The organism is Leadbettera azotonutricia ZAS-9, from assembly GCF_000214355.1.
Classification (GTDB): domain Bacteria; phylum Spirochaetota; class Spirochaetia; order Treponematales; family Breznakiellaceae; genus Leadbettera; species Leadbettera azotonutricia.
The window spans coordinates 2,237,685-2,254,264 of sequence record NC_015577.1; the positions used below are offsets into that span (position 1 = coordinate 2,237,685).

Annotated in this window: 14 protein-coding genes; 4 read left to right on the top strand and 10 right to left on the bottom strand. The window is 51.0% G+C overall.

Going from position 1 to position 16,580, the window contains the following annotated elements; all coding sequences use genetic code 11:
* Window positions 1-9 precede the first annotated feature (9 nt).
* Together clpA and aat are read left to right on the top strand one after the other, a co-directional pair.
* Complete coding sequence (gene clpA, locus TREAZ_RS09800; protein ID WP_015711689.1) at window positions 10-2,400, top strand: ATP-dependent Clp protease ATP-binding subunit ClpA; 2,391 nt, start codon at window positions 10-12, stop codon at window positions 2,398-2,400.
* A gap of 9 nt (window positions 2,401-2,409) precedes the next feature.
* Window positions 2,410-3,204, top strand: coding sequence for a leucyl/phenylalanyl-tRNA--protein transferase (gene aat, locus TREAZ_RS09805; protein ID WP_015711690.1), 795 nt, complete (start codon window positions 2,410-2,412; stop codon window positions 3,202-3,204).
* A gap of 4 nt (window positions 3,205-3,208) precedes the next feature.
* Here the strand turns inward: aat and TREAZ_RS09810 are convergent, their stop codons facing one another.
* Window positions 3,209-4,633, bottom strand: coding sequence for an aminopeptidase (locus TREAZ_RS09810; RefSeq protein ID WP_043923439.1), 1,425 nt, complete (start codon window positions 4,631-4,633; stop codon window positions 3,209-3,211).
* A gap of 66 nt (window positions 4,634-4,699) precedes the next feature.
* On the opposite strand from TREAZ_RS09810, the gene gltX reads away from it, so the two are divergent.
* Window positions 4,700-6,196 (top strand): glutamate--tRNA ligase, encoded by a 1,497-nt coding sequence (gene gltX / locus TREAZ_RS09815; protein ID WP_043923035.1) that lies wholly within the window; start codon window positions 4,700-4,702, stop codon window positions 6,194-6,196.
* A 47-nt stretch (window positions 6,197-6,243) separates the two neighbouring features.
* On the opposite strand, the gene TREAZ_RS09820 is transcribed toward gltX, so the two are convergent.
* From TREAZ_RS09820 to TREAZ_RS09860, 9 genes are read right to left on the bottom strand one after another with little or no spacing between them, the layout of a single operon-like run.
* The gene (locus TREAZ_RS09820) at window positions 6,244-7,035 is read right to left on the bottom strand and encodes a hypothetical protein (protein WP_015711693.1); all 792 of its coding nucleotides are present in this window, start codon (window positions 7,033-7,035) and stop codon (window positions 6,244-6,246) included.
* Between the two features lie 37 nt (window positions 7,036-7,072).
* Complete coding sequence (locus TREAZ_RS09825; RefSeq protein ID WP_015711694.1) at window positions 7,073-7,828, bottom strand: SIR2 family NAD-dependent protein deacylase; 756 nt, start codon at window positions 7,826-7,828, stop codon at window positions 7,073-7,075.
* A 1-nt stretch (window position 7,829) separates the two neighbouring features.
* Window positions 7,830-8,804 carry an ankyrin repeat domain-containing protein gene (locus tag TREAZ_RS09830; RefSeq protein WP_015711695.1) on the bottom strand — a complete coding sequence of 325 codons (975 nt, stop codon included), beginning with the start codon at window positions 8,802-8,804 and terminating at the stop codon, window positions 7,830-7,832.
* A gap of 44 nt (window positions 8,805-8,848) precedes the next feature.
* The gene (locus TREAZ_RS09835; protein WP_015711696.1) at window positions 8,849-9,826 is read right to left on the bottom strand and encodes an adenylate/guanylate cyclase domain-containing protein; all 978 of its coding nucleotides are present in this window, start codon (window positions 9,824-9,826) and stop codon (window positions 8,849-8,851) included.
* Window positions 9,827-9,871: 45 nt separating this feature from the next.
* Window positions 9,872-10,771, bottom strand: coding sequence for a myo-inosose-2 dehydratase (gene iolE, locus TREAZ_RS09840; protein WP_015711697.1), 900 nt, complete (start codon window positions 10,769-10,771; stop codon window positions 9,872-9,874).
* A complete protein-coding gene (gene iolD, locus TREAZ_RS09845; protein ID WP_015711698.1) occupies window positions 10,772-12,652 on the bottom strand; it encodes a 3D-(3,5/4)-trihydroxycyclohexane-1,2-dione acylhydrolase (decyclizing) in 1,881 nt (626 codons plus the stop codon).
* 31 nt (window positions 12,653-12,683) lie between these two features.
* Window positions 12,684-13,691 carry a Gfo/Idh/MocA family protein gene (locus TREAZ_RS09850; RefSeq protein ID WP_043923441.1) on the bottom strand — a complete coding sequence of 336 codons (1,008 nt, stop codon included), beginning with the start codon at window positions 13,689-13,691 and terminating at the stop codon, window positions 12,684-12,686.
* Between the two features lie 42 nt (window positions 13,692-13,733).
* Window positions 13,734-15,035 (bottom strand): hypothetical protein, encoded by a 1,302-nt coding sequence (locus tag TREAZ_RS09855; protein WP_015711700.1) that lies wholly within the window; start codon window positions 15,033-15,035, stop codon window positions 13,734-13,736.
* 15 nt (window positions 15,036-15,050) lie between these two features.
* Window positions 15,051-16,289: a hypothetical protein gene (locus TREAZ_RS09860; protein ID WP_148257786.1), complete on the bottom strand. Its 1,239-nt coding sequence runs from the start codon at window positions 16,287-16,289 to the stop codon at window positions 15,051-15,053.
* On the opposite strand from TREAZ_RS09860, the gene TREAZ_RS18085 reads away from it, so the two are divergent.
* On the top strand, window positions 16,269-16,577 hold the full coding sequence (locus tag TREAZ_RS18085; protein ID WP_148257787.1) for a hypothetical protein: 309 nt from the start codon (window positions 16,269-16,271) through the stop codon (window positions 16,575-16,577). The genes TREAZ_RS09860 and TREAZ_RS18085 overlap by 21 nt on opposite strands.
* Window positions 16,578-16,580: the final 3 nt, after the last annotated feature.

The window sequence follows — 16,580 nt, forward strand, 5'->3', positions numbered from 1 at the left end:
AGCAGTAAGATGAAAATTTCGGATCATGTGCAGGCCATTATCAATGCGGCCTATAACGAAGCCAAGGCGAGGAACCACGAGTACCTTACCCCGGAGCATATACTTTACGCGGCCCTGAATTTCGACGAAGTCCAGGGCATATTGACTGCCTGCGGCGCAGACTTGATGATGCTCCGAAACGGCATGGAGAGCTTTTTTGAACAGAAAATTCCTGTTGTGGGAGGCGGAGACCCCATCCAGACCGCCAATTTTCAGAGTGTCATCGAGAGGGCGGTACTTTCCTATCAATCTGCCCAAAAGGATATGCTTGAGGTATCCGACATACTCGTATCCCTCTACGACGAGGACAGAAACTATTGCGCCTATTATCTCCGCCAGGCGGGGGTGGATCGTTTCGACCTGCTTAACATCCTCTCCCATGGCTTCGAATCCGGGGAGCGGGGGCCGGGACTTCGGGGCTTTACCAAGTCCGGGGCTTCTCCCAGGAACGAGGAAGATCCCAACAGGGACAACCTCCTGGACGACGAAATACCGGAAGCGGGCCCCAAATCCAAGGCTGCCAAGAAAAGCGCCCTTGAGAGATTCGCCACAGAGCTTACTGCCCTGGCCAGGGAAAACCGGCTTGAACCGGTCATTGGCAGGGAATTGGAACTGGACCGCACGGTGCAGGTGCTTTGCAGGCGGCTCAAGAACAATCCTGTCCATGTAGGCGATTCGGGTGTGGGCAAAACCGCCATCACCGAGGGGCTGGCCCAGCGCATAGTGGCGGGCAAAGTCCCCCCTACCCTGAAGGATTTTACCATCTATTCCCTGGACATGGGCGCACTTGTGGCAGGCACTAAGTACCGGGGCGACTTTGAAGAGCGGATCAAGAGGGTTGTGGAAGAAATACTCAAAAAAGAAAAAGCCATACTTTTCATAGACGAGATCCATACCCTGGTGGGGGCGGGATCGGTTTCGGGCAGTGCGCTGGACGCTTCCAACCTGCTTAAGCCTGCCCTAAGCTCCGGGAAGATACGCTGCATAGGTTCCACCACTCACGAGGAATACAGCAAATTCTTCGACAAGGACAGGGCGCTTTCGCGGCGTTTCCAGAAAATCGACATCAATGAACCAAGCGAAGTTGACGCCATCAAGATCCTGCAGGGGCTTAAATCAAAATACGAGGATTACCACAAGGTCCACTATACCGATGAAGCCGTGGAAGGGGCGGTGCGCCTCTCTGCCCAATACATCACCGAACGCCGCCTGCCGGACAAGGCTATAGATGTCATCGACGAGGCCGGCGCCTTTGCCCGTATCGAGGCGTATAAAAAGGAATCCGCCGGCCAGAATGCCGAAGAGCCTGCGGTAACGGAACATTCCATTCAGGAAGCTTCCACATCAGTAGGCACTATAGACATAGGGCTCCCCCTTATCGAGACAGTGATTTCCAAAATCGCCCGCATCCCGGAACGCTCGGTTGGGGGCAGGGAGAAGGATAAACTCAGGGAGCTGGAAGAAAAGCTCCGCACCAGGATCTTTGGGCAGGACGAGGCTGTTACCGCGGTGGTCAAGGCTGTAAAGCGGTCGAGGGCCGGCTTTAGGGATGCCAATAAACCGGTGGCCAACTTCCTCTTTGTGGGGCCTACGGGGGTCGGCAAAACAGAGCTTGCCCGGAGCCTTGCGGATATCATGGGCGTATCCATGCATCGCTTCGATATGAGCGAGTACCAGGAGAAGCACACGGTTTCCCGCCTCATAGGATCGCCCCCCGGTTATGTGGGTTATGAAGAAGGCGGCCTCCTTACCGATGCCATACGCAAGCAGCCCCACAGTGTGGTGCTCCTGGACGAGATTGAAAAAGCCCACCCGGATATTTACAACATACTCCTCCAGATCATGGATTATGCTACCCTCACGGACAACAACGGCAGGAAGGCCGACTTCCGCAATGTGGTGCTTATCATGACCAGCAATGCAGGCGCCAGGGACATCGGCAAAAACCTCATCGGCTTTGGCGAGCGCGTCATGGACGAGAGCGCCGTGGACGGAGCTGTGGAAAAAATATTCACCCCGGAATTCCGCAACCGCCTTGACGCCGTGGTGCGCTTCGGGCATCTCTCAAAAGAAATCATGGCGTCCATTGTGACCAAGGAGCTTGAAAACTTTAAGGGACAGCTGGCCGAAAAGAAAGTGCATCTTCACGTGAGCGAAGCCTGCATTGCCCAGCTGGCTGAAGAAGGCTATTCCCGGGAATTCGGCGCCCGCAATGTGGGCAGGGTGGTGGAAGAAAAGATCAAAGCCTTTTTTGTGGACGAGGTCCTCTTTGGCCGCTTGAGCGAGGGCGGCGCAGCGCGAGCCGATTATGCCGACGGTGAATTCAAGATCGAAATACTGGAAAACGAGCCAGTCGCCTAATAGACGCCCATGAAGAGCGGACCTGATCCCAAGTTCCCCTACCTTGCCGCAGATGAACGTTTCGGTTTTCCTTTGCCCGACGAATGTCCCGACAGCATAATAGCCTGGGGCGGCAATCTATCCCCTGGCATGCTTTTATCCGCGTATGAGCAGGGCCTGTTCCCCTGGTACAACCCCAGCGATCCTGTGCTGTGGCAATCCCCTGATCCCCGTTTTGCGGTCTACCCTGAAAACCTCTGCATTTCCCAATCCATGAAAAAGGTGCTAAGGCGAGGGGATTTCGAAATTGCCTTTGACAGGGACTTTGCGGGGGTAATACAAAACTGTTCAGAAATTGAACGCCCAGGGCAGAACGGGACCTGGATCACGGAGGAGATTATTTCGGGCTATACGGAACTGCACAAGCTGGGCTGGGCCCACTCGGCCGAGGCTTATTTTGAAGGGAAGCTCGCAGGAGGTTGCTATGGCGTGCGTCTCGGGAAGATCTTCTTCGGCGAATCCATGTTTTCCCGGGTTTCCAATTCCTCCAAAGCGGCCTTCCTCACTCTGGCGCAAAGCCTCTTTGCCGACGGCGTAAGCATTATCGACAGCCAGGTCCACACCGATCACCTCGAAAGCCTGGGGGGCGTGGAAATCCCCCGCCGGGAATACCTGGACATTCTGCGAAAAATCATGGCTGAACGGGATGACCGCAATTCAGAAGAGGAACGGGACCTTTATGACAGAAGGGGAAAGTGGCAAATTGGCGGAGACGGCATAGCCGGAGGCTTTGGGAATTCCCTGTGCAAAAAAAAGCCTTCGTAAAAGCTTAATCCTTTAAAAAAGCAACATAACCCTTATAACAATAATAAAGATCCACTTTGCTGATCACCTCGAAGGGCGAATGCATGGAAAGCACGGGAATGCCGCAGTCAAGGACTTCCATGCCCAGCTTTGCTGCATGGAGGGCTATGGTTCCGCCCCCGCCCTTATCCACTTTGCCAAGCTCGCCAAACTGCCAGGGGATTTTGTTTTTGTTCATCAGGGCCTGTACCTTGGAGCAGAATTCGGCATTGGCGTCGCTGGCGCCGTACTTGCCTCCCGAGCCTGTGTACTTGGAGAGTATGAGGCCCTTTCCCATAAAGGAAGAATTTTTCTTGTCAAAGACACCGGCATAGGCGGGATCATAGGCCGCATTCACATCCGCCGAAAGCATGGCCGAGTTGGCAAGGCAGGATCTGAGATCCCCCTCCCCTGAAAGGGCAGCGACGAAATTTTCAAAACCCCTGGATTGGGCGCCGGTGTTGCCCATGGAGCCTATCTCTTCTTTATCGGAAAGATAGCAAACCGCGGTTTTTTCCGGTGTCTCCGATGCAAAATCCATTAAAGCCCGCAAGGCAGGATATGCACAGCAGCGGTCATCATGGCCGTAAGCGCCGATCATGCTTCTGTCGAGGCCCAGATCCCTGGCTTTAAAAGCAGGGACAAGTTCTATTTCTGCCCCCGCAAAGCTCTGCTCGTCTATGCCGTATTGTTCATTGAGGATTGAAAGGATCGCAAGCTTCACCTTTTCCTTTACTTTTTCATCTTTAAAGGGTTTGGAGCCGACCAGTATGTCCAGATCTTCGCCCTCCACCGCTTCAGAAGCCTTCTTCTGCATCTGCTCCCTTGCAAGATGGGGCAAGAGATCGGTGATGGTAAACACCGGATCATCCTCATCCTCGCCGAGGCGCACGTTGATTGTCTTCCCCTTGGAGTCGATAAATACGCCGTGCATCGCAAGGGGGATGGCTGTCCATTGGTATTTTTTTATGCCCCCGTAATAGTGGGTATCGAGGAACGCGAAATCAGTGTCTTCGTACAGGGGACTGGGCTTAAGATCAATGCGGGGGGAATCCACATGTGCCCCAAGTATATTGAGCCCTTCCTTGAGGGGCCTTTTGCCCAGCACCGCTGCCACCAGAGCCTTGCCCTTTATGGAACGGTAGACTTTTGCTCCTGGCGAAAATTTCTTTGCCGATGCCGAGTCAATGTCCATAAAGCCTTTTTTCTGGAGCAGATCTATGGCAGCAGAGGTGAATTCCCGTTCGGTCTTTCCCTTGTTGAGCATTTCCTTGTAGGAGCGGGCAAAGACTTCAATGGCTTTTTCAATTTTTTCATCCACCCCTTCCCAGCAGTTCTTGGGATTAAAGAAAAGCTTTTCGGCCAGCTTTTGGCCGGGGGTCTTTTTTTCATCAGCGCTTTTTGCGGGCATATTTTCCTCGTTTTCCTCGTTTTCTGGATATTTCAATTAAACCGACAATATTATATACTAAACTACATGATTGTTCGAGACCGCTATGCCCCCTCCCCTACCGGCTTGCAGCACATTGGGGGGGTCAGAACTGCCCTGTTTAACTATCTCTTTGCAAGATCCATGGGGGGGAAATTCCTCCTCCGCCTGGAAGACACCGACCGTACCCGCTTTGACCAATCTTTCGTGGAGAACCTCTACGATACCTTTAATTGGCTCGGTATGAAGTGGGACGAAGGCCCGGATATCGGCGGGCCTGCTGCCCCCTATATTCAATCGGAACGGACTGAAACATACAAAAAATATGCCCTGGAACTTATAGAAAAAGACAAGGCTTACCTTTGTTTTTGCAGCGCCGAGCGTATCGACAAAATAAGGCAGGAGCGGGAAGCCGCCCATTCCAAGGGGCCCTCCGGGTCCCACGCGACAGGCTACGACCGTTTTTGCCGCAGTATTCCCCGGGAAGAAGCGGAGAAGCGTGCAGCAGCAGGGGAAGCCCATACCATCAGGCTCAAAATACCTCTGGGCGAAACGACCCGATTTACGGACCACCTTCTGGGGGATATCGAATGGAAAAACGATGATGTAAACCCAGATCCGGTGCTGCTCAAATCTGACGGATTCCCCACCTACCACCTTGCGAATGTGGTGGATGATCATCTTATGGAAATAACCCATGTGCTGAGAGCCCAGGAGTGGCTTTCGTCCACCCCCTTGCATGTAATCATGTACCAGGCTTTCGGATGGGAGCATCCGGAATTTTGCCACCTTCCCATGGTCAACGGCCTGGACGGGAAAAAGCTTTCCAAACGCCACGGCGCAACCAGTATCGATGAATTCAGGCGCCAGGGTTATCTGCCCGAAGCCCTCATTAATTACGTTGCCCTTGTAGGGGCTTCCTACGAAGAGGGGAAGGACATCTACACCCTGGAAGAACTGGCGGAACGTTTCAGCCTGGACAAGCTCAGCAAGGCCTCCGGCATTTTCGACTATAAAAAGCTTGAATGGTACAATGGCCAATATATACGCATGAAAAGCGATGACGAGCTTGCCTTCCTCACGTTGCCCCTGGCTGTGGAAGCCGGCCTTTTCGGAAGCCGGGGATCCGAGCCAAATCCGGAACAAAAAAAGATTTATCTTTTAGCCATGCCCCTGGTCAAGGAACGGGCGGTATTCCTCAAAGAAATACCTGAAAAACTCACGTTCCTTTTCAGGGAAATCGAACTTCCCCCTGTTGAGGAATTTTTCCCAAAGAAAATGAGCAGGGAAGAGACAGCAGGGCTGTTAATAAAAGGCAGGGATCTCATCGCGCCAATGGCATTGGCAGCATCCGACGCAGAAGCTGAGGATTGCATCAAAGCCTGGGCGGAAAAAGAAGGCGTCAAACTTGGCGATATCATGATGCCCATAAGAGTGGCCATTACCGGGGCAAGGGTGAGCCCTCCCCTTTTCGGGAGCCTCCGCATACTTGGGGCGGAAAAAAGCCTTGCCCGGACGGACAAGGCCATAGCGTTGCTGTCGTAATACATCAATTAAGCGCAATACTGCGACATTCGCAGTATTGCGCTTAATTATAAAATCGGGATTCCGAATACCAGCCCTACAGAGAAGGCCCTGTCTTCGTCAAAGGCATCGGCCAAAAATATATCCACGACAAATTTGAATTTGTTCAAGGCCGGTATTTCCGAAAGGTCAATGCGGAAGCCCGTATTAAGGGTTCCCCTGTGCTGCGATCCAGCGCCAAAGGGATCGACACTGTAGGTAAAATTCGCAAAATCCGTAATCCAGTGTATATAGTTTTGGAAAACCTTGGGCAGCAGAATCAGATCGAAACCCATGCCGAAATCAATGTTGCTGTCCCGGGAACCTTCAATAAAAGTCTTTCCCACTACTACCGTGGTCTCGGCAGGCATGGTGAAGAATTGACCTGCATACGTGACCGCCACATAAATCTGGCCCGCAGAATACCTCTCCCAGGGATTGGGATTCCCGGTGTTAATGCCCTGAAAATTCCCGCCCAGGGCAATAGCCGTGCTGGTCAGGGGGAACTGGATCTTGACGCCCGCGATGAGGTCGTTCTGGTGATCCCCAGGCTGGACATCCACAGCCCCGGTCAATTCCACCCATTTAAAGAGGCTTAAACCGATTTTCGGAATATGGTTGGCGTTGTCCCGGATAATGGCATGATACCCCAGGTCCAGGCCGAGATCGCTGGATCTTTCCCAGCCTATGCGGCCTGTGGGTATGGAATAAAGGCCGGTCGCCCCATTAAGGCTCATGCCCTTAAGGGATGATTGAGCGCTCAGGCCCGATACGGCAACGAGCGCCAGCGCAATCAATAGCTGCATTCTAAAAATTTTCATAATGTCCCCCTAATGCATATAAAATAATCCCCATAGTTTACGCTTTTTCCATAACCTGGCGGAGACCTTCGAAGACCTCCCCAAGATCCTCAAAATGAAGAATTGCCGCGTCGTCCATAGGGGTGGGCATGTTATTCACGATGATAATATCCCCTCCGTTTCTCAGTGTATAGCCGGGAAGAGAGGCTGCGGGGTTCACCGTGAGGCTTGTGCCCAGAATCAGCATGAGATCCGCTTCCTGGGCCTCCTTCACTGCCTCGTTCAACGCATCAATGGGCAGGTTCTCGCCGAAAAAAGTGATGGCCGGTTTCAGTATCCTTCCGCATTTGGGGCAGATGGGAAATTTGCCTGCTTTTACCAATGCGGCAGCTTCATCAAAGGGCATGCGTATGCCGGAACAGTGCATGCAGTAATGAATCTTTGGCGAGCCGTGGATTTCTATGACTTTTTTGCTCCCCCCCTTGGTATGGAGGAGATCGATATTCTGGGTGATCAGGGCTTTAACAAACCCCAGGGCTTCCAAATCGCCAAGTACAGTGTGGACAACAGAAGGCTCTTTTTCATCGATATTATAAATAAAGGAACCTGCCTTTTGGTAATAGAAAGCAGGATCTTTTTCAAAATAGCGTATGTCGAAAATCTTCTCCGCGTCCATTTCATTGTAAAGACCGTTCTTCCCTCGAAAATCCCGTATGCCCGAAAGGGTGCTGACGCCGGCCCCTGTGAGGCCGACGCAGTGCCTGGCATGGCTGATTTTTTCATAGAGTCCGGTAATTTCATTGCCTGCATTCATTTCAGCTTGCCTCGTAATTTGCGTTTTGGGGGGCATAGGCATTAAAAAGAGCAACGATGGACTCCCTGTTGAAAAGGGTCGCATATTTCCTTGCGCTGGCCCCCAGGAGATCAGGATCGTCAGGGTCCGCCCCTGATTTTAGCAGTATTTCTACTGAATCCGCATCATTGAGACCTACGGCCAGGATCAGGGCTGACTGGCCGTCCTTGCTCTTGATATTGACATCGGCGCCGGCCTTGAGCAGATCTTCCATCATATCATGATGCTTCCCCATGGCGCTGTCCATAAGGGCTGAACTGCCCCGGTCATCTGAAGGTATATTCACTTTTGCCCCTGCCTTGAGGAGGACTTCCACGGCTTCCCTGTGGCCTCCCCTGGCTGCAATGTTAAGCAGGGGCACGCCCGCCTTGTCCTTGGTGTCCGGGTGGAAGCCGGAAGCCAAAAAAAGCGAAAGCTCCAAAGCCTTGCCTTCTTCAGTGCATTTGGCCAGGGATTCAAGGGTCACCGAAATGCCCATTTGGAGCAGGGTGTCCCTTGCCCGGGCAGCATCCCGGGCTGCTTCTTTTTTGATCCACGCTGCCTTTTCATCTTCAAAATAGCGTATCAGGGCGGTTTTGTTTTTTAATTTTTTTGAGGATTCTTTCAGCAAACTTGAAAATTCCGCCGGGGTCTTCTTGTCTTCCCCGGACAGGCCCTTGGCTGTGTCCCCATAAACCAGAAGGGGGATGCGGCAGCCGGTGGAAAAGCCTATGGCAAAAATGAGCCATGAAGGGTCAAGGCTGCCGAGCACCACAATATGGCTTGGAAAGAGGGCTGCGGTTTCCCCTCCGGGGCTAATGCCAAACACCTGGGAAATGTCCACGCCGGGGCCTGCCTCGAAGGCTTCTGCAGCAATGCTCAAATCCGTAAAAGTCTCAAGCAAGTCCTGGAAATTTCCCTTACCGGAATTCTGGCTGTAGAGCAGGACAACATTCATTAAATACACCTCTTTTTGCAGATCTTATTTAATTTTCGGAATATTTAGAGCTTTTTCATACAATAATCATAATAGTAGTAGGTTGCCCCGTCATCGGGCAGTATCTCCTTCACCCTTTGGAATTCCTTTAGGGCAGCGAAATACTCCTTCTTGCTGAAGCTCAGCATGCCCTCTTCCCAGTAGCGGTTGGCTTTTTTCTTCCGTTCCAGAAGATCGGGGTTGATGCCATCAAAAATCTCAAAAACCGATACCGGCTCGGCTTTGCCCTTGACCCTGGCCTTGCCCAAAAAACGGTACATATAGGAGCCGGGGTTTTCCAGCTTTTTGAATATCTCCTCGCTTATGACAATGGATACATTGTAGGCCTTGCACATGCCTTCGAGCCTGGAAGCCTGGTTCACCGCGTCCGAAATGACCGTGTTCTGCATGCGGTCCTCCACTCCAACCACCCCCATCATGAGGGTACCTGTATGTATGCCCACGCCGATAGACAGGGGCCTATAGTTGAAATTCGCCCTGTGCTGGTTGTATTCCACCAAGGTTTTCTGGATTTCGATGGCGGATCGTACCGCCATATCGGCGCTGTTATGCTGAGGGTAGAGGGCCAGGATGGCATCCCCTATATACTTGTCCACAAAGCCGCCATTGGCGGTTATCACCGGCACTATGCGGGCAAGATAGGAATTAATGAATTTGAAGCTTTCTTCGGGGGTTAAATTCTCCATAAGGCTCGTAAACTGGCGTATGTCGGAGAAAAAAATGGTCATTTCCTGCCTAACATGGTCGCCCAGGCGGAGCTGGTTGACAGAATCCTTTTTCAATATGTCCAAAAAAGCCTGGGGCACAAAGGGATTGATGTTTTGGGAATCCAGAGGGTCTAGCAAAATCGCATCTACTGCCGGCCCTGGGGCGGGTTTGCCCACCTTCCTGGCGGTTTTTACCCTCCTGATAGCAGTGAAAATGATTACCAGTATCAAGCAGGCAACAAAACCTGCCGTGAAAAACACAATACTATATGTCATCTATATAAGTTGCGCATTTTTAAGGATAGAAGTCAATCGTTTCTTTCAAATTCCGGCTTTTTCTTTAATATAAGCCCTTGCTTTAATGGCATATTCCAGGGGATTCGCCCTGGCCGGGTCCTGCTCGGCTTCGACTACCCACCAGCCTGCATATTTAGCTTTGGCCAGGGCCTTGAAAACAGGGGCAAAATCAATATCCCCATCCCCAGGAACAGTAAAAACCCCTTCTTTTACCGCCTTTAAAAACGGCCATTTGCCTTTGACAGCCTTTTTGTGGACAGCGCCGCGTATATCCTTCAGATGCACGTGCCGTATCCTCGGCATCCACTTGTCCAATACGGCAAGGTGATCCTCTCCGGAAAAAGCCAGATGCCCGGTGTCATAGAGGAGGCCCAGGAGGGCCGGATCGGTGTTTTCCATAAGCCTGTCAATCTCCGGGGCGGTCTGTACCCCTGTCCCCATATGGTGGTGGAATGTCAGGGCCATGCCTTTTTCAGAGGCCCTTTTGCCCAGCTTGTTGAGGCCATCGCAGAGCTTTTCCCACTGGGCGCCGGTAAAAACGGGTTTTTCATCGAGGACGCTTTTATCCAGGCCCTGTATGGAATGTCCCTGCTCCGACGCGCCTATGACCCTTGCTCCTACTGCATAGAGAAAATCGCGGTGCTTTATAAAGTCCGCCTCTACCTCTTTGTAGGGCTTGGTGGTCAAGAATGATGAAAACCATGCGTTGCAGATGGCAAGGCCCCGAAGGCCCAGGGCTTTGTTAAGAACCTTGGGATCCCTGGGGTATTTGTTCCCCACTTCGCTTCCCTGGAAGCCTGCCAGGGCCATTTCGCTGACACATTGCTCAAAGGGGATTTCGCCCCCCAATTCGGGAAGATCATCGTTTGTCCAGCCAATGGGAGCTATAGCCAATTTGATATTACTTTTGGTTTTGCCTGCCATTTAGTACTTCCTTGCCCTGGAGACTTCTTCTGCCATGGCTTTCGCAGCCTTTACTACCGCAGGGTTTTCGGATACCTGGGCAGTCCCTACGCGCCACCAGTTTTCGTAACCCCTGGTCATGGTCTTGGCGCCGACCTTCACATCGATAAGCACGGGGCCTTCCGATTTAAGGGCTTTCCTTACCGCCCTGGCCAGCTCTTCGGGGGTACGGGCACGGAGGCCCAAAGCGCCCCAGCTTTCCGCATTCCTGGCATAGTCCACTTTTACGGGGCTGCCTGAAAGACGGCCGGATTTGGCGTCCCTGGCATTCCATTCGTTGCCGAAGTGATCTATGCCCTGGCTGTTCTGGAGGTTGTCGATACAATGGAAGCCTGCGTTGTCCAGCACTATTAGGATTATTTTTTTCCCTTCCTGAACCGCAGTGAGCAATTCCGTGTGAAGCATGGTATAGGCGCCGTCGCCGATTATGGCAACCACTGTTTTTTCCGGGAAGCCGATTTTGATTCCCAAACTTGCCGCAACTTCGTAGCCCATGCAGGAGAAGCCGTATTCCATGTGGTAAGTTCCGGGCTTTCTGGCGCGCCACACTCTCTGCATGTCCGAGGGGATGGAACCTGAACCTGAAACCACAATGGCGTCCTTTGGGAGGAGCCTGTCGTTGAGTTCCCCCAAAACCCGGGCCTGGGATAAAAGGGGAAGCCCGTCTTTTCCGTTGGGTACCGTTTCGGAGTAGAGCCTGTCAACTTCGGCGTTCCATTCTTTGCGTACCGCATCTATCTTGCTTCCCCATTTTGATTTATAGGAAGCCAAGCTCCGTGTCAAAGCCTTTAAGGTTAATTTAGCATCAGCGATGACGGGTTCCCCGTCCATCTTGTACGCGTCAAAGGGGGCTATGTTGATGCCCAGTATCTTTACCGCTGGGTTCTGGAAAAGCCATTTGGAACAGGTGGTAAAATCGCCGAGCCTTGTGCCCAGGGCGATAATGAGATCCGCTTCTTTGGCGAGCTTGTTGGCTGCAAGGCTTCCGGTATTCCCAATGCCCGAAAGGTTATAGGGGTTGTCCCAGGGAACAAGGCCCTTTCCTGCCTGGGTTTCGCCAAAGGGGATGTGAAGCGTTTTGCAGAATGCTTCAAGTTCCCTGCCCGCTTCGGAATAGGCAGCGCCGCCCCCGCAGATCACCAGAGGTTTCTTCGCAGCCTTGATCATGGCGGCAGCTCTTTCGATCTGGCCTTTTGAGGGGGGCCTTCTTTCGATATGATGGACACGTTTGGCTAAAAATTCTTCAGGGTAATCCCAGGCTTCTCCCTGCACATCCTGGGGAAGGGCAACAGTAACCGCCCCGGCTTCGGCAGGATCAGTCAAAACCCTGAAGGCGTTGATCATAGCCGACATGAGCTGGTCGGGGCGGCTTACCCTGTCCCAATATTTGCTTACCGATTTGAATGCGTCGTTGGCGGTAATGTTGAAATCCCAGGGGGTCTCAACCTGCTGAAGCACCGGGTCGGGCTGGCGGCAGGCAAAGCTGTCGGAAGGCAGGAAAAGCACGGGGATGCGGTTCACCGTTGCAGTGCCGGCGGCAGTAACCATGTTAAGGGCGCCCGGGCCTATAGAAGAGCACACAGCCATGATCTTTTGGCGCTTGTTCTGCTTGGCAAAACCCATGGCGGCATGCCCTGCGCCCTGTTCATTCTTGGCCTGATAAAAGGGAAGCTTGTTCCCCTTGGCTGCCAGGGCTTCGCCCAGTCCGACTACCACGCCATGGCCAAAAATGCCAAAAACGCCATAGACAAATTTAATCTCTTTGCCGTCGACTTCGATGTACTGGGCATCCAAGAAACGCAGCAATGCCTGAGCCATGGTCAGGCGTATGGTCTTTCCCATTTTATATTCCTTGTTTATCAATTAACACGTCTCAGCAGGAGTAGAAATCCGGGCATGGGCCTGTGGCTATGCTCTCAATCTTTCCCGAGCCTTGGGCCTTGACCAGGGCATCGGCCGTAACCGCCGCGAGGTACCCGTCCCAGGCGCTGGGGCCTTTTACAATCCCTTTGGAAGCATTGTTGATCCAGTCCTGTATCTCCACATCGTAGGAATCTATGAAGCGGTACTTCCAGTCTGTTTCAAGGGCGGTGTAGTATTTTGCATCCTGCTTTACAGAAGGGAAAGAAGCCAGAGGCAGTTCCACGCTGGCCCTTTCGCACACCACTTCGCACTTGATATCATAGCCAAACTGGCAGTTCACAAAAACTTCTATTTCGATGAGTATGCCGCTTTCTGTGGTGAGGATCATAATCTGCGGATCACGGAGATCTTTATGGGTAAGGCTGGTCTGTTTCGGAAAGAGCACCTGGGCAGAAACATATTGATCCCCTACAAGCCAATGAAGCACATCAATCTCGTGAATGGCAGTGTCATTTACCGACATTGGGGTATTGTATTCAGTGCCTTTGGCAACATTACGATGGGCGCAGTGTATCATCAATGGCTTGCCGGTTTTGCCCGAAGAGAGGATCTCCTTCATCTGGAGATAGCCTTTGTCATAACGGCGCATAAAGCCCACCTGGGTAAACTTTTTGCCTTTGGCGATTTCCGCATCCACGATTTTCTTTGCATCCGCGCCTGTGGTTGTCATGGGCTTTTCGCAAAAGACCATCTTGCCCGCCGCAATGCTGCCCAGGATTGATTTAGCATGGGCAGGACCCCAGTTTGTAACCATAACCGCATCCACATCGGAAGAAGCAATCACCCCAGTGCCGTCTTTTTCTATACGGGCGCCGCAAACCGCAGCGGCTTTTTCGGCCCTGGGTTTATCAACATCGGTTACTACAGTTACCTTGGCTCCGGACAGTTTGTTCGCTATCCTTTCAATGTGTTCAGTCCCGATGGCGCCAGTGCCAATAACTCCTATCCTCAGTTCCATAAAATCCTCCATAAGAAAACATCCAGCCGGTAAGGCGTGTCGTCAAAGGCTTCCCTTTTCCGCTTCACCAATATGCCCTTCAAAGCTTATATGATACATTTTGCCGCCGTTTCGCGGAACAGCACCGGTGTCATCCGAATAGAGGGCACTTACATATATGCCGGTTTTATCCCAGCCTGTAATGCGCAGGGCATAATATCTATCAGATACAAAATCAGAGGATACCGGCGTGCCCACATTTTCGAGTCCGTCATTGATTTTATAAAACCTGACTACGGCATTATAAGTTGTCGGAGTCGAGGCAGTTACAGGCGTCCTCCCGGCGACTGCCAAACAGACATCATTATTATTCGTAAAAAGCCGTATATCGTCAATTATCATGCCGGGGACAGAAAAGGAATTTGGGCTTACCTGCCAAGTGCCATCGTTATTAATTGCATAAGAATTTATTGTGCTGGCATTGTCCACATTATCCGCAACATATAAATAACCCCCGCCCGCCGCCATTGCGGACAGAAATTCAAGACCTGATATTTCTACCGGAATTGGGGTAACAGAATCATCTTCTAGGGAAAACAGCGAAATACTTCCAGCCTGATTTATGAATACCCGGTTATTAATTCTATCGTATGCGCCACCATAAATTAGATTGCCCGAAACAGGCTGCAAGGCAAAAACAGCAGACGGAACAGGGTAAGAAAATTCCTCAAAGAAGAATGCCCCTTCCGTGATTAACGAAGAAGGATAAAAATCTTCAGATGCGTTTGTATTCCCAAAAACAATCATCCGCCCGTATTTGTCATAATCTATATAGGGAATTTCCCTGGGGCCTGTGGGATTTCTCCAGCCGGTTCCATCAACAGGGCCATATTGGGAATGCGCCAAATGAATATTTTGACTGTCATAATAAAAGTCCAAGGCGCCAGGGGTATCCAAAATCATATTAACTGATTCATCTTTAGGACTTTCTTTGACAGGAGTAAGCACCAGGGGCACTGCGGATTTATAAATTCTTGGGTGTCCGTTTGCTAGGCCATCGGCGGCTACAGCCCGAACTTCGATGGAATAAGACACACCGACAGGAAGAGAAAGAGAATATGTGCCTGTACCGTCAGGAGAACCTTTAAAAGCATACGGCTTTTGATTCGCAAAAACCGTGACAGAAGAAAACAAGGGGAACCAGGAATCTGGATGATCTACTATGCTTCGCCCGTCAGTCCCGGGCCCCAGCCTTATGGTCACGATTCCGGTATCTCTATTTTCGGCAAAAAAGAAAGAACATGAGGCGGCCAGAATCATAACACCCCATACAGCAATAGTTTTTATCAGCCTCGTGTATTTCATAGGTTTACCTCATACTTAATCATCATCAGCTTCTTTAACCGATTTCAGAACACCTTCCCAATACCCCGATTGTGCAGGCGATGGCAGCGGATCATTTATGAGTTGGGCACTGCCGGGAAGCAAGCCGCTGGGTCTAAAAGCAATGACGCTTGCTCCCTTTTTTATTTCCAATATGTATACATCATTTGAATATACATCATCATCCGGATCGGGCCGGAACCAATTAAAAGCAAGCACATAGAGGGTATCTTCTTTCCATCCGAGGATTCCCCAGGGGCAGTACGCATCAAGAGTCTGCTTTTCAATAAAGACATCAGCAGACGAAAATCGAGCCAACGGTATTATCGAGACGCCGCTAAAACCGGGATCTTCAAGAACTCCATAATCGCCATACAGCACCCAAAGGTCATTATTCAAAACCTTTAATTTTATGCTGTCGATTGTTGAAAGATCTCTTAAATTGCCAAAAATAAAATTGTCTAAAGGAACAGGACTGCCATCCACCCGTCCCTCTGAAGTAACTCTTGCGATATTCCAGTGATCCAAAAATTCTTGTGTTCCATTGTCATATTTTCTGTCACGCAAAACAGTATACAAATCGCCGGTTTCAGGATCAGCTGCCAGGGCGTTAATTCTTTTTGACAACGAATAATTTTCAGGCATATTCAGAATATCAAACTGATGGGGAACCGCATTTGGCGATTCGGTATCAATATATGAAATACCCGCGCCACTGGTAAAATAAAGCCTGCCTGTATATGCATCAAAAGTCAAAGCCCCATTACGCATATCGTCATAAGAAGTAGTATCCATGGTCTGCGCATAAACAAGAGGTTCAACTCCTACCCCTGGGATATCCGCAAAACCCCCTAATCTTCTAAGCGTATGATCAAAAACCGGACTGCCTCCATCATAATGGGTAAACAGCCTTCCGTAAGGATCAAAATCAAAATCATGATAAACATCCATTGCGAATGATTCTATTGTATTTGCACCGTCAAACCATTCTGCGTCTACCAAGTCATCCGCGATCCCAAACACAAGATGATAACCGCCACTGTTGTTCGGCGCTGCATAAGGCGCCATAATCATGGTTTCGCTCAGGGTAAAAGAAACCTCTATGAAAGGACTCCCGTTAGGCCCTATAGAAACATTTTCAGCAACGCCGGTAAAAGTACGGGCAAAAGGGAAAAACTCATATTCGGGGTTGGCAAGTTCGCCATACACACGGGAATGGAACACCGGGATATCCACCTTAACGGTATAGCCATCGCCTTGAGGCGCTGCAATATTATAGGTGTCTTTAATCTTCTTTCCAACAGGCCTATATTCCCGTACCACAGCGCCGTTTTTGCTGACAGTGATTATTACCCCCGTTGTCTGCGGATATACAATATCTGTCCCGTGGTTTGGGGGATTAAAAAGCGAGCGCCCCAGGGTATTGCTCAAATTTATGGTCAGGTTCCCTTCATTCCGGGCCTCGGGCTTTTCTATGCCAAAAAAAATACCGCAGGAAACAGCAAAAAAGAGCATCGAAAATAAAAG

Excerpts from the sequence above, each read along its gene's own strand:
- clpA (WP_015711689.1), top strand. The coding sequence starts at position 10 with ATGAAAATTTCGGATCATGTGCAGGCCATTATCAATGCGGCCTATAAC.
- aat (WP_015711690.1), top strand. The coding sequence starts at position 2,410 with ATGAAGAGCGGACCTGATCCCAAGTTCCCCTACCTTGCCGCAGATGAA.
- TREAZ_RS09810 (WP_043923439.1), bottom strand. The coding sequence starts at position 4,633 with ATGCCCGCAAAAAGCGCTGATGAAAAAAAGACCCCCGGCCAAAAGCTG.
- gltX (WP_043923035.1), top strand. The coding sequence starts at position 4,700 with ATGATTGTTCGAGACCGCTATGCCCCCTCCCCTACCGGCTTGCAGCAC.
- TREAZ_RS09820 (WP_015711693.1), bottom strand. The coding sequence starts at position 7,035 with ATGAAAATTTTTAGAATGCAGCTATTGATTGCGCTGGCGCTCGTTGCC.
- TREAZ_RS09825 (WP_015711694.1), bottom strand. The coding sequence starts at position 7,828 with ATGAATGCAGGCAATGAAATTACCGGACTCTATGAAAAAATCAGCCAT.
- TREAZ_RS09830 (WP_015711695.1), bottom strand. The coding sequence starts at position 8,804 with ATGAATGTTGTCCTGCTCTACAGCCAGAATTCCGGTAAGGGAAATTTC.
- TREAZ_RS09835 (WP_015711696.1), bottom strand. The coding sequence starts at position 9,826 with ATGACATATAGTATTGTGTTTTTCACGGCAGGTTTTGTTGCCTGCTTG.
- iolE (WP_015711697.1), bottom strand. The coding sequence starts at position 10,771 with ATGGCAGGCAAAACCAAAAGTAATATCAAATTGGCTATAGCTCCCATT.
- iolD (WP_015711698.1), bottom strand. The coding sequence starts at position 12,652 with ATGGGAAAGACCATACGCCTGACCATGGCTCAGGCATTGCTGCGTTTC.
- TREAZ_RS09850 (WP_043923441.1), bottom strand. The coding sequence starts at position 13,691 with ATGGAACTGAGGATAGGAGTTATTGGCACTGGCGCCATCGGGACTGAA.
- TREAZ_RS09855 (WP_015711700.1), bottom strand. The coding sequence starts at position 15,035 with ATGAAATACACGAGGCTGATAAAAACTATTGCTGTATGGGGTGTTATG.
- TREAZ_RS18085 (WP_148257787.1), top strand. The coding sequence starts at position 16,269 with ATGGAACACCGGGATATCCACCTTAACGGTATAGCCATCGCCTTGAGG.